This window comes from Novosphingobium sp. NFX11 (assembly GCF_057376415.1).
The window spans coordinates 2,631,489-2,644,489 of the sequence record NZ_CP080384.1; the positions used below are offsets into that span (position 1 = coordinate 2,631,489).

8 protein-coding genes and 6 pseudogenes are annotated in these 13,001 nt (G+C 61.5%); 3 read left to right on the top strand and 11 right to left on the bottom strand.

Annotated features, from left to right (window positions below):
• Positions 1 to 306 precede the first annotated feature (306 nt).
• Entirely contained in the window at positions 307 to 1,014 is a 708-nt protein-coding gene (locus tag KZO24_RS13520) for a polysaccharide biosynthesis/export family protein (RefSeq protein WP_486486396.1), read from the top strand.
• 244 nt (positions 1,015 to 1,258) lie between these two features.
• Positions 1,259 to 1,827, top strand: a pseudogene (locus KZO24_RS13525) (IS5 family transposase); the annotation flags it as partial.
• Between the two features lie 42 nt (positions 1,828 to 1,869).
• On the opposite strand, the pseudogene KZO24_RS13530 reads toward KZO24_RS13525, so the two are convergent.
• The 3 genes and pseudogenes from KZO24_RS13530 to KZO24_RS13540 all read right to left on the bottom strand — a co-directional run.
• Positions 1,870 to 1,995: pseudogene (locus KZO24_RS13530) on the bottom strand (tyrosine-type recombinase/integrase); the annotation flags it as partial.
• A 136-nt stretch (positions 1,996 to 2,131) separates the two neighbouring features.
• Complete coding sequence (locus KZO24_RS13535) at positions 2,132 to 2,722, bottom strand: transposase family protein (protein WP_486487209.1); 591 nt, start codon at positions 2,720 to 2,722, stop codon at positions 2,132 to 2,134.
• Between the two features lie 22 nt (positions 2,723 to 2,744).
• A pseudogene (locus KZO24_RS13540) lies at positions 2,745 to 2,849 on the bottom strand (IS21 family transposase); the annotation flags it as partial.
• 108 nt (positions 2,850 to 2,957) lie between these two features.
• Between KZO24_RS13540 and KZO24_RS13545 the strand changes: the two are divergent.
• Positions 2,958 to 3,161, top strand: a pseudogene (locus tag KZO24_RS13545) (IS110 family transposase); the annotation flags it as partial.
• 1,207 nt (positions 3,162 to 4,368) lie between these two features.
• Here KZO24_RS13545 and KZO24_RS13550 read toward each other — a convergent pair.
• From KZO24_RS13550 to KZO24_RS13585, 8 genes and pseudogenes are all read right to left on the bottom strand, one after another.
• Positions 4,369 to 5,202 (bottom strand): IS5 family transposase, encoded by an 834-nt coding sequence (locus KZO24_RS13550; protein WP_486486397.1) that lies wholly within the window; start codon positions 5,200 to 5,202, stop codon positions 4,369 to 4,371.
• A gap of 375 nt (positions 5,203 to 5,577) precedes the next feature.
• Positions 5,578 to 5,838 (bottom strand): hypothetical protein, encoded by a 261-nt coding sequence (locus KZO24_RS13555; protein ID WP_008828257.1) that lies wholly within the window; start codon positions 5,836 to 5,838, stop codon positions 5,578 to 5,580.
• A gap of 1,134 nt (positions 5,839 to 6,972) precedes the next feature.
• On the bottom strand, positions 6,973 to 7,989 hold the full coding sequence (gene galE / locus KZO24_RS13560) for a UDP-glucose 4-epimerase GalE (RefSeq protein WP_036527480.1): 1,017 nt from the start codon (positions 7,987 to 7,989) through the stop codon (positions 6,973 to 6,975).
• A gap of 440 nt (positions 7,990 to 8,429) precedes the next feature.
• Positions 8,430 to 10,386, bottom strand: a pseudogene (locus KZO24_RS13565) (DUF3363 domain-containing protein).
• Positions 10,387 to 10,977: 591 nt separating this feature from the next.
• Positions 10,978 to 11,586 carry a lytic transglycosylase domain-containing protein gene (locus KZO24_RS13570; protein ID WP_211150578.1) on the bottom strand — a complete coding sequence of 203 codons (609 nt, stop codon included), beginning with the start codon at positions 11,584 to 11,586 and terminating at the stop codon, positions 10,978 to 10,980.
• Positions 11,574 to 11,723 carry a S26 family signal peptidase gene (locus tag KZO24_RS13575; RefSeq protein WP_486486398.1) on the bottom strand — a complete coding sequence of 50 codons (150 nt, stop codon included), beginning with the start codon at positions 11,721 to 11,723 and terminating at the stop codon, positions 11,574 to 11,576. Before KZO24_RS13575 ends, KZO24_RS13570 begins: the two co-directional genes overlap by 13 nt.
• A gap of 113 nt (positions 11,724 to 11,836) precedes the next feature.
• A pseudogene (locus tag KZO24_RS13580) lies at positions 11,837 to 12,157 on the bottom strand (S26 family signal peptidase); the annotation flags it as partial.
• Complete coding sequence (locus KZO24_RS13585) at positions 12,154 to 12,270, bottom strand: hypothetical protein (RefSeq protein WP_486487176.1); 117 nt, start codon at positions 12,268 to 12,270, stop codon at positions 12,154 to 12,156. The pseudogene KZO24_RS13580 and the gene KZO24_RS13585, both read right to left, overlap by 4 nt.
• Positions 12,271 to 13,001: the final 731 nt, after the last annotated feature.

The following is a 13,001-nucleotide window of genomic DNA, read 5'->3' on the forward strand; positions in this document are numbered from 1 at the left end:
GCCGTCCGTGGGGCTGCGCCTTGAATCATGAGCAGGGTATGATGCCAGCACCGGTCTGGAATTCTGGCTCCGCCGTGGCCGGGAAGACGTATTCAGGCTGCTCCGCTCGCCGACACATTGCTCCCGAAAGGCACGCGTCGACCTGATGCGTCGTGAACTGCCCAACCTAAGTTGTCCTTCGAAATTGTGATGCGGCACGCGCATCCGCAAGTCGCCACCATCAGTCGCGGAAAGCTTGCGCAAAACGGAGCCTAGCATTACCCCTAGCCACCCAATCGATCCTCGTCGTGATGGAGACTTCCGGTAGTGCAAAAGTACAACTCGTCCATGCTGCTCGGCGCGCTGAGCGCAAGCTGGCTTCTTACCGGCTGCGGCACGACTACCCCCAATCCGGATTTGGCAGCGGGCGCCGCTTCCTACGAAGTCATTCCTGCGGCAGTTCCAATTCCGACTGTCTATCCAATCCGCCCAAAAGATATTCTGACGCTACGGGTATTCGGAGAGCCGGACATTTCGCAGGAGCTACTAAGGGTCGATGAAGGGGGTATGGTGCAGATCCCGCTGATCGGCGCGATAGCCGCCGGCGGACGAGGTACGGCAGAAGTCGGCGAAGAAATCGCCGCTCGCCTCGGCCAACGCTACCTGCGCGACCCGCAGGTCGCCGTTTCCGTGAAGGAAGCGGCACCAAGTTACGTTTCCGTCGAAGGCGAGGTAAAGAAGCCCGGCGTCTACGAGATTGATGGCCGTACCACGTTGCTTGCGGCCATGGCCCGAGCCGAAAGCCCCACGCCGACCGCAAAGCTCAACGAAGTCGTCGTTTTCCGTACCATGAACGAACAGCGGATGGCCGCGCGGTTCGATATCAAGCGCATCCGCACCGGCCTCGACCCCGATCCCATGATCCTAGATGGCGACGTCGTTATGGTGGGCTACTCATCCTCTAAGGGACTGTGGCAAGACATCCTGAAGACAGCACCTTTCTTCAACGCGTTTGCGCTCCTCAGTACGCGTTAGGTATAAATGCGTAAATACAGGAGCAACAATTAAACGCCTCATGCGAAGTCAAAATTGTAATTTTACATCCATGGACACAAACTACATTTCAACATGATTGTAACATCTCGTTCCGCTGGCTAAATTAGGACGGTCGGTTAAGAGCCTGATCAGAAAATAAGTTGAGTGGTATCAGCAGGTTAGCTTGACGCTTTGGCCTGTCATTGATTCATGGGTTTCGCCAAAAACTACCATGGATTCAACGATGTGGACCGATACCACTCGCGCCCTTCATGCGCGAAGAGGGCTAGCTTTGCCAAGCGATTTGACGGATGCCGAGTGGGCGCTGCTGGAGCCATGCTTCCACCTGCGTCTCGTGTCGGACGGCCCCGCAAATGGCCATTACGACGCATCGTCGAGGCAATTCTGTACCTACTGCGCGGAGGCCTGCCATGGCGGATGCTGCCGCCTTGCTTTCCGCCGGTGTCGAGCGTGCGGCATTGGTTCTACTTGTGGCGAGACAACGGGCTGTGGCTGACGATAAACCACACCTTGTTGATGATGGCCCGAGAAGCTGATGGGCGAGAGGCTTCTCCCAGCGCTGGCGTGATCGACAGCCAGTCGGTCAAGACGACCGAAAGCGGTGGCCTGTGCGGTTACGATGCAGGGAAGAAGATCAAAGGACGCAAACGGCACATCCTGACCGACACCGATGGAAATCTTGTCCATGCCGTTGTGCACGCCGCCGACATTCAGGACCGGGACGGGGCACCGCTGGTCCTTGGAGAAATCGTCAGGCGCTTCCCCTGGCTGCGTCACGTGTTTGCAGACGGCGCGGACATCCTCCAGTCCCAGCAGATCAGGCGAACGGCCAAAATGGCGGCTGAACCGCTTGACCGCGTGAATGTAGGATCGCTGTGTTGCAGGCGACAGGTTGCGCAGGCTCATATCGTCGATCATACGACGACGCAGCGGGCTTACCGCTGCCGTGGCGTCAGTCATGGGATGGTCTCCTGATTGAAGGTTGGTCCAGCAACCAAACCATCTCGTCGGCCGTGAACAATGCGATGTTCGTTTCGGCGACGGGTAGATTGCGTCCGATGTGCCGTGAGGGGTTTATCGAACTGGTACGCTGCTTTCAGGCAGCGCCCATTTCGGGCAGGACTGGGGATAGCCAGGCGGCGATGAGGGCGCGCAAAAGCGCAGTCAGCCATGCGACGAGCAACCTGAGATTGTGCCCCGCGGCGACCAGGATGGCATTGATGGCATCGCCGGTGGCACCGGCGAGGTGATTGCGCTCGAGCAGGCCATCGGACTTGGTGTGACCGATGATCGGTTCGATGGCATTTCGTCGCCTGAGCTCGCGCTTGATCGTGGGTGAGGTGATCCCGCGGGTGTGGGCGATATAGACCCTGGCCTGCCCGCCATGCTTGTGCCCCTTGTAGCCGCGATCGACATAAGCCCGCTCAACGGTGACGCCGGTCAGGCGCTCGACTTGCTCGATCTGCCCGGACAGGGTGTGGCCATCATAGGGGTTGCCGGGCAACGCCTGCATGCCGACGATGAACTGGCCGCCGGCGGTGCGGGCGTTTGTCACCGCGATCGAGGTCTTTACCCCGAACTCGTAGCGGGTCCGCGCCTTGCCCTTGGCGATGCATTCCACCTCGGGCGCGTGCAGGGCATAAAGCTTGTCTGTGCTGCCAGCCTTCTGGGTGAGGATCTTCGCCACCCGCTCGCGGACGACGGCAAAGGCGTACCGTGTTGCGCGACAAACGCAGATCCCGCGCGATCTCCTTGATTGGCTTCCCGTCTTTGTGCTCCCGACGGATTCTCGCAATCGTCTCCACTACCAACATCCCTATCCCCGCCGTTCGGAAACCCAAACGGCGGCGCCTCACACAATGAGATGAAGGGGGTCAATTTTAGACGCCGATCACCCCGCTAACGGGGTCAAATTTGCACGCCGCTCCACACTCTATGAAGCCGCGACCGTGATCCTGACGCGCAGCACGGCGGAAAGCGCGCTGCGTATCTGGGGCTTGAAACTCAAGGAAAAGATCGGCTTCAAACCAGCTGCCGTCGCGGTCGCACGCAAGCTCGCAGTGATCATGCATGCCATGCTCCGGACGGGTGAACTGTTCGATCGTTCGATGACATCCGCTGCCTGACGTGCGTCAAACAGCAAGGGTTGGAACTCTGCAGAACTGAAAGCTTTTCTCAGTTAGCGTTCATGGCATGGACGCGCTGCTTCGTCCCTGTCGGGACGCGGACAGGATCATTCCGCTACACAGGCCGCATTGCCATCATTTCTCGGCAAGTGCGTTTAACACATTGGAAGATCCCGGCCCACGAAGACCTATCCTGCGGCGGGCGTGTCTCGACCGCGTAAACGACCCTGTACCCGACAAACGACATACCAGCGCGACTGATGCTGGCGCTGCTGAAAACCACGATCACCAAACCGTCTGCGATCAAGCAATCGTAGACCGAGGAAGGCCGCGCCGGGTTCCCCTTGACCTCTTTGCGATTAAACGACCCTGTCCAGATTTCCGGCCACCTCTTGACGCTCGCGAATGCGCGGGAGATGTCGGCGCAGACAACCGCCTGTCGGTGTAACGACATTGCGGCGGCGATCTCCGCCATTTGTGTGTCTCGTGCACGTCCGCGCCAATCACCAACGTGAGGCCGGGCTCGATGTTGAGCGACAATCAACTCACGCGGAAGAACGTGCCACATCTTTTCGTCATCGCCGAAGCGGCAAATCTTTCGAAAACCAGAAGTGCGACGCGGCTGGTGGTGCCAATCGACGGGCCTACTGCGGAAACGGCGATAGTCTCGCTCCCCTCGCGGCATCTCCTGAGCCGACTGCCAGCGTGATCTCGCTTCCTCTTTCCCGCAGTTTATGCGGCACTTTCGAGACCACAGCGCCGCAAAGGAGGAAAACCGGCCGGCAGCCGAGCACAGGAAAAAGCTCTGCGGCCGTGATGTGATCACATTGGCGGTAATTGGGCCGCGATGATCGCCGACATGGCCGGTCCCGGCGATAACGACCGCGGCTCGCGAAGCAAGACATCATGTGCGAATAGCATGGCTAACCCTCGCGGCCTTGCGTGCGTGGCGCACCCCGATTGGCCAAATCGAACCTGCCCGACAGGGCAGACCAGCCGGCAACAGCCGGATGACCGGATTGGTCCGGCCCAAAAGAGGGACACTGTCTCGAACGGGGCATCGTGTGATGCTGGCCGCCGTTCATAGCCGTGACCAAGTTGTGCTCGGGGCCCTTCCACCTCACCGATAAGCGGGCAGGGCGTCGACCGATGTTGCGACCGCTGGTCGAAATCGGCACGCCTGCTCAGTGCCTGGCTCGGAAGTTTTTCAACCGTAGCAATACCTTGCAGTTCTACGAGTAAGCATGCGGATAGAGGCTATCGTCGCCCATGCCGTGGAGGATACGATGGTGGTTTCCCAGTCCTTGGCAAGGCGGCGGCATCGGCCAAGCCATGCGAAGGTGCGTTCTACGACCCACCGCCGAGGGAGAACCTGAAATCCCTTCGCCTTGTCCGAACGTTTGATGATTTCGATCGTCCAGGCACCCGAGCCGGTCAGGGCGGCACGAAGCTTGTCGCCAGCATAGCCTCCATCTGCAAAGACATGGCACAGCCAAGGGAAGCGTTTGCGTACGGACTTAAGGACATCGACGGCACCGTCGCGGTCCTGAATGTCGGCGGTGTGGACGAGGATGAAGATGAGAAAGCCGCAGGTGTCCGTCAGGATGTGGCGCTTGCGGCCTTTGATCTTCTTTCCCGCATCATAGCCGCAAGGGCCGCCGCTTTCCGTTGTTTTCACCGACTGGCTATCGATCACACCGGCGCTTGGCGAGGCTTCGCGCCCCTCGATCTCCCGCAGGTTCAAGACCAGCACCGCGTTTATGACCTCGAGCAGACCGGTGTTGCGCCAAACGTAGAAGTAGCGCTGGACTGTAGTGACCGGTGGAAAGCGCTTGGGCAGAAGCCTCCAGGCGCAGCCGCTTGCCGCAATGTACAGCAGCGCATTCATCACTTCGCGCATGTTCGTTGTGCGACGTCGACCTCCGCGCCTAGCTGGCGCGATAAACGGCGGCGCCAATTCCCACTCCCTGTCCGTCAAATCGCTGGAATAGCGCAACTTTTTCCGGCTATGCTCCTGCCGGGCAATACCAGTCCATGCCATTGTTCACTCCATCTCTCGCAGGACGGCGTGAATCACAACATGATGGTATTGCTCAACAACTTTCGGGGCGGGCTCTCAGACCCGCGCAATCACCTCTTGCGTATCCATCGGTTGGAATGACCCTTGCGCACGATCGGGCCGTCGCAGCCCCGGCAGAGCCGCACATACATGCTGCCATTCCATCGATCCTTCCCTTTGGCAGGGATGTGGCGATTCATCAGGCACTTGAAAAATTGAAACACGAGATTGATCCTGGGGGGATAGTCAATGCATTGCCGATACCGGCGCTTTGAAATGCTGGGCCAAAAATCAGACGGCCGCAGCAGGAGGTCCCTGCCGCGGCCGTCGTCATTCGCTGCTGCGCAAGCGAGCGGATCAGGATCCGTTCGACTTGTTGTCGTCAACCGCCTTGTACACGCCGAAACCGGCGGCGCCGGCTGCGAGCAGGCCAAGGACGACGACGCCGCCGTCAGCCTTGTTCTTCGCCTTCACGGCGGCCGAGCGACGCTCGCCAACACCGCTCAGGCTGCTGATCTTGCCAACCGAGGCTGCAGCCGTGGTACCGGCCTGAGCCGCGACCGGGGCAGCCAGCACTGCGGCGGCGCCGAGTGCGAGCATGGTCTGCTTCAGCTTCATGTGACCTCCTTCATCATAGCCATCTGGGGGCGCTTACCATCTCAGCCCCCAGACCGCTGAAAGTATTTGATCCGAGATGGTTCCATTGTGCAATCCAACGCTTCGGCATGCACGTCAAGCGCGCCGGTCTGCCGCCCGAGCAGCGGCCGTTCTCTGCAGGGACGACTTTCGCTACGTGAAACCACGCAATACCCGCACTATCCGTCCGCTTGGTGAGGTGCATCGAGGAGGGCGAGACGAATGCGCCCGCGGGTGCCGCCACCACTAAGGTCGCGATTATCGCGACGCTGTGACGTTTCCGTCACAATACTTGTCCGCGCAGAGGCCACGTCCCGTCATTTTGAACGCAACGCCTCTTGCGCCCGCAGCCGATTCGCCTAGGCTAATTTGTCACCGGCCCATGTTCGATCTGGCAGTTAGAACACCGCTTTTTGAAGGTGCACCCCTCGGTTCTGGAGTTACAGAACCACGGTGTCTGCAGAACGAACTGCAGTCGCTTCAACCATTGGCGGATCACAGCCAATCCTTTCCATAAAATACGGGAGGGATTTAACACAATGCTGCAAGTGCGTTCAATCGCCGCTCTGCGAGGGGCATGACAAAGCCCGTGACTTGCGGCGTTTCGGCACCACGCACGCTCGCTGATCTGCGGCCCCCGCCTTCCCCCGAAAGGTTTCCGTGTCCGGCGCCGTCACAAACGATCCCCGCCCCTCTCTCTGTGCCGATCTGGCTCGCAAAGTCTGAGCGCCAGGGGACGAGCGTGAAGTCATGGATTTTCTCGACCAGGGCATAATTGCCCCCTCCACTTCGATCCTGTGCGCGTTACCCCGCGCGCCCCGGGCACCTCCGATGAGGTCTCGACGTGAGCATTGAAGGTCGCCCGATATCTTCGACGCCAATCTCGAAGTCTGATCGGTGCGACTATCGCAAACTTCTAAAACGTCTGCGAGGGGTGGATCACGCCAGACGCAAGCCCGCAGACCTCCGGGCCTTAGATTCGACAGGAATTGGCACGGCATGGCGCGGGCACGTCCCCCTCGCAACCGCTATCTCTGTCGACCCTGTGAAGGCAGAAACAACGGAAGGGGTTTGGGATACACAGAAAGTAGGCAGATAGCGAAGCGCATGTCTCCCTTACACCGGGCGGATTTCGCTCAGTTTGCGTTCCCACGCCAACGCATGTTCCACGATCATACCCAGATCGTCGTACTGGGGCGTCCACGGAAGCGTCGACTTGATGCGCTCGTTGTTGGAGATGAGCGCATCGGGATCGCCCGCGCGGCGCCCCTCGAAGCGGCGGTCGATGGTGAGGTTGGTCACGCGGTCTACTGCATCCAGCACTTCAAGCACCGAGAAGCCGCGACCATACCCGCAGTTCATGGTCAGCGACTGCAACGGCTGGGCAATGATCGCCTCGAGCGCCAGAACGTGCGCACTGGCGAGATCCGAGACGTGGATGTAGTCGCGTACACCGGTGCCATCGGGTGTGTCGAAATCGGTGCCGAATACGCCGACATGACTGCGTTTTCCCAGCGCCGCTTCCACCGCCACCTTGATCAAATGCGTGGCACCTGCGGTCGACTGACCGGTGCGGCCCTGCGGGTCGGCTCCGGCCACATTGAAATAGCGTAGCACGCAATAGTTGAACGGGTGAGCGCGGCTGACGTCACCCAGCATCGCTTCGGTCATCAACTTGGACATGCCGTAGGGGTTGATCGGCTCCTTCGGCGCATCCTCGGTCACGGGCGACACCTTGGGGATACCATAAGTCGCTGCTGTCGAGCTGAAGATGAAGTGCGGTACGCCCGCCGTTATTGCCGCTTCGATCAGGGCCCGGCTCTTGGCTGTGTTGTTGTGATAGTATTTGAGGGGATTCTCGACCGATTCGGGCACCACCACCGAACCGGCGAAGTGCATGATCGCACCTTTGCCGTCACCCATACCCTGGTCAGCAAAGATGCGGGCGAGCAGGTCTGCGTCGTCAATATCGCCTTCATAGAAGGTGACGCCTTCGGGAATGGCGAAGCGGAAACCGGTGACCAGATTGTCGATCACCGCCACGGACCACCCTGCGTCCTTTAACGCCAGCACTGCATGGCTGCCGATATAACCGGCGCCGCCGGTAACGAGGACGGGATGCTTGGTGATCATGAATGTCCTTGATAAAGCGGGGTCGTTGAGAGTGTGGCGGAAGACCCAGAGCTAACGCACTAGATGCGCAATGTCTCGATCCTGTTACGAAATTTATCGAACTGAACAGATTGCGGGTGAGCGCGTGACCGGCCTGGCGATGTCCACTCCATCCACACGGATCTCCCTTCAGAGTTGCCTGTACCGCATCACGGTCGTCGGCAGATAGCATACATGCCCACTCGGCATATTGTAGACATGTAAGGTTGCAATGATTTTCCACCACAACCTAATGAGCAAGAAAGAGAGATTGTCACGGGTGCGATGGACCCATGTACGATGACCCTATGGTGCGGTGCACCCACGCAGCTGATGAGCCGTGCGGGTTCACGGTTTTCGCAGCAGTGCCTGCCGCCTCGTGGCAAAGCCATTAAACCTGGGCATCGGGGAGTACGAAGACGCTAGCCGATTTCCGGCCCCTGCCGACCCCGCTGCAGGGTCCAGTGTGGCATGGTGTCATCTCGAACAATCCCCGCGCCCTCTTTGCCGACCTGCCTCGCGAAATCACGGCTCCAGGGGACGAGCGTAAAGTCACGCGCGTTCTCGATCACCGCATAACCGCCGGCCTCCGCTTCGATCCTGCGCGCGATGCGCCCTTCTATGCGCACCTCGGATGCGGCCTCAACATAAGGCTTGCCAAGGTCGCGGGATACTTCCTCAGCCAGACGCAACAGCTCACGGCGCTGCAACTGTGCGAGCGCACCGCAGCGCAGCCTGAATCCGTGCGCATCTTCGTGCGCAGATCCTGCTCCACCAGCCATTGCCGCCGGACGGCAAGAGCACCGCGCAGCTCGCGTCCGAAACCCTGGTCACGCGCGCCGGATACATGGGGGTCGGAAAGCTCGTGATCGAGCCATGTCACGCCGTCGAAGGTCGCCAGCTGCGCCAGCGGTCGCTTCGCCAGGACCTCAATCTCCACCGGGTAGTCACGCAATTGTCGTTCCTCGAGCGCGCCGACCCGCTCCAGAAAATCTCCCGGGATCGTCCACGTGCCCGCCGCATCTCGTTGCTTGATCAAACCTGCACGGCAGAAGGCCTCCAGACGCTGTTCGTAAATCAGGGTCTGCGCCGTGCTCGCGTGCGGATCGTGACGGAGATGGAGGCGCTGGGAATACTCCCCGAATTGGCCGCTGCAACCGTCCCGATCGTGCGATCAATGGCTACGGTCCCGCTTTCCTGTGCCGCCGCCGCCCGGATAGCAGCCTGCTCTGCGATCTCGCTGCCGGATCCCATCACTCCAAGATCAAGATAGTGCATGTGGCCATCGACACCGTCCACCAGCAGGAATTGACGCTGGCGGTGCTGGTCACGAACGCCGTACATCTGCACTTTGCCAATGAGCGGGCCGGCGGCAGGCGTGTGGATGCGAATCTCGCGCTCCAACCCCGAACGGGTCAATTCGCGCTGCATCACGCGGATGATATCGGCGCGCTCACCCATTTGCGTTAGCGTGCTTTCGATAGCGACGTCGAGACGCCAGCGCTGCGGGCCTGCGCTGCGGGCAAGCTCCATGGCTTCCAGCCGGTGCAGTCGCCTGATCTCGTAAGCGCGCCAGATCGGATCCGCCGCTTCAGGCATGACGCAGCGCTCGCTGTCCAGACGCGAGAGAAGTCGCCGATCGATTGCGGTCAGGCGCTCCTGGTCCGCATCCCGGCTGAGGCGGGCCTCGATGTCCTGATCGGATGCCAGGCCAAGCTCACGAGTCGCCAGTTCCGCAGCGCGCTCGCGCAGGCCGTGCGCGAGGTACTCGCGGGCGATCACAAGATCCCTGCCCTTGTCATCCACCCCGCGCACCACGACGTGAGTGTGAGGGTGCCCGGTATCGTGGTGGTCGACCGCGGCCCAGTCGAGTCCGGTTCCAAGGTCCTTTTCCACCTGATCCATGAGACGGCGCATATAAGGTTTGAGGTCCTCGTAGCGCTCGCCGTCTTCCAGCGAGATGATGGCCCGAAACTGGTGCCTGTCCCCGGCGCATCGGGCGAGAAATTCGCGGCCATCGACCGGCTCGCCCCCGCGGCCGTAAAGTTCGCCAGCTTCGCCGCCGCGCGTAACGCCGTCGCGCTGGATGTAATTGAGGTGCGCGCGCGCTGCATGAAGCCCCCGGCCTTTGAGGTGCACGAGGCTCGTCTTGACGACGGCGCGGCGCGACCTCGAAAGGCCTTGCGAATTTCGCGTAGAAAGCAGTCTTCCAATCGCGGCGGCGCGACCGATGCGACTGCCATCGAAGCGCGTGCCCGAGCGCTTCGCCCTGACGCCGTGAACCCGGGCGCCGGCGTCCACTCGTGCTGCGTACTTGCGCGTCGCTTTGCCGGTATTGCCCTGCCGCCCGAGGCGCGGCTCGAATTCGTCATCGCTCATTGCATCGCCCGCCCGTTCCGGGCGTCTCGCGGCTGCCCCCGCCTGTTTCGCGTGTCTCGTGCAATAAGCATTTCAGGATAAGGGGTTGCATGTCGTTTGGAGACACAGCTTCTATCTTGTTAATCGCCTCGATCGGCTCCTCGCGCCCCGCTTGGCCGATCTGCCGCGGCAATGCCAAGAATGCTATCCGGTCGCTGGCATCACCGGCCCCTAAAGCCGGCATGTCAGGTAACCGCGAAGGCGCGCTGCTGTCTCCCGGGCTGGCACAGTGTCCGGCACCCTCCATGCCCGCAGCGCGCCGGGGTCCTGCGATGCCGCAGGGATAGTGGAATTGCACCTGCGCAAGGCACATGATGAATATGGCCGAGCCGGCACGTCGCGGCGGATGCTTCCCACGCGCGGGCCAGCTGCAAACCAGGAAAATTGTGCAACTGATCGCGCCGCGCATGGCCCGCCGATTTCGTATTGAGCGTGGTGCCACCGCGCCGTCACGGGCCTGCAAGCCGCCTGGATCTTCAGGCCAGCGCGCCCGACACGCCGCTGCGATCCACGGTGCTACGAGCACCGGAATACCGCGCAGTGCCACGCGCATCATCGCCTGCGGATCGCGAACAGGGGATCGATCGCAGCGTCATCGCCGGGTCCATCCTTCGAAGCGCTTTCGCCTCCGCCGGGGACCACGAAGATCGAGCGCGATGCAAGGGACGGCGCATCACGGGCAGGGCCGGTCACGCGCGCAAGATAGTCTCTCGTTTCGCGGGGCAAGGGCCGCCCGGAGAGATGCTCTTCGTAGCGCGCGGGACCGGCATTGTATGCAGCGAAAAGACCTGGATAGCCGAAACGCGCGTGCAGCATGCTGAGGTAGCATGTCCCTGCCAGAATGTTGTCGCGAGGATCGTCCGGATCATCCCCAAGATGCAAGCGGTCACGCATCTCGGCCCAGGTCCCGGGCATCAGCTGCATGAGCCCGATCGCGCCCTTGCCACTGCGAATTGGGCGTCCGTCCTGAAGCGTACGGCCGGCGCTTTCCGCCTGGATGACACGCTCGATCCAGCTTCGCGGTACCGCGAACCGGGCGGCGGCCTCACCAATCAGCGCGCTCCACCGGTCCACGCTCCTGGTCGCGGCCACTGCCGGCGTGCCCGTAACGGCCGGCATCAATAGCAGCGCCATCATCCAGGCCGGCCTCACCGCGCCCATAGGAGCGTCGCCCGGCCAATGACGTACTGCTGGCTCGTAATCCCGAAATAGCGTCCGTCAAATGAGGCTGGGTTACCGGCCATAAGCAGAAGAAATTGCCCCGATCGCAGGCGCAGGCAGCCTCTCCACCACGGCATTGTGCGCCCGGCACGATCCCGCCCGAGACGGCCGGCCAGAAAGACGCCGTTGCGAAAATCTTGCCGCCCCGTGCACAGACCCGGTCGCCAGGCCCGGCGGCGACGCGTTTCACCAATGGCACATGGGCAGCGAGATATCGCCGCTCGGCCGCAAAGTCTTCCCAGGCAGGTGTGAGCCGGGCGACAACCATTTCGCCGGTGCGAATATTGGCGCCGGGCGAGACCGTATAGAGCCCGCGCGGGGCACTCGAACTCGCATTCCACACCAGGCGCGGTGTGGGAGGAAACGCGCTCGTCAGGGCAAGACCTGCCGCGAGTATTCCCGCTGCGATAGTGCGGCGTCTTGGCCGGCATTGGGGCGGCGCAGACATGCGCCGCGGTTGTGGCCCGGCACCGATCGCGGCGCTGTGCGCACGCAGGTCGGGCGCACTCATCGCTTCAGCTCACGTTCGGCGTTGGCCTCGCTCCAAGCCTCGAGATCGTCGATGTGGTAATGCACCAGCTGGCTGTGGCGCCGATATGTCGGTCCGTCACCGCGCCGGCGCAGTCGCTTGAGGAGACGCGGCGAAACCTTGAGATAAGCCGCTGCCTGATCGGTGTTGAGGAAGGGGAGCCGCGCCGGGCACGCTGCGCCCTTTCGACGTCATCGGGGATGTTCATCGGTAAGGTCCTCTTCGCCCCGGGGCGGCCCGCCGCCGCCCTGTTGAGGACCCTCGATCTGAAACAAACGCCAGTCCGCCGGCAGGGTCGAAAACGTCCGGGGGTAAATTCGACCACGCCGGGCCGTTCAATGCCGGCGGGCGCAGGGCGCATCAGATAATCGGTATCTGGGTGTGAAAATTGGGCGCAGCGACGCCGTCCGCGCCGTGCATCGCCCGAAGAGGTGGTGCGGCCAAAATCCGGTGACACGGACGGGTCCGCAGCAATGCCCATCGCGAAGGAGCCATACCGCCACCGGCAAAGCGCCGGCGTAGTCCAGAGCGACCAGCGCGGTGGTCGGTGCGCTCCCCAAACATTCGTCGGTTTCGCTTTGTCGCCTGGGCAGAGGCTGGAACCGCTATTATCGATGCCTGCCACTTGCTGGCCTGTACGGGATTTCGCCGATGGGCCTTTCGGAACCTGGCAATGGGCCCGGCGCTTGTCCGACAGCATGGCCGCATCATTTTGAGTGTTCATTGGCCCGGGTATGATCACCTACGCGCCTGAAAGTCGTGTCGAGCGGAGGGTCGCAGCGACCAGACCTTGGCACGATATCTGCACGCACGTGCAGGCCATCAT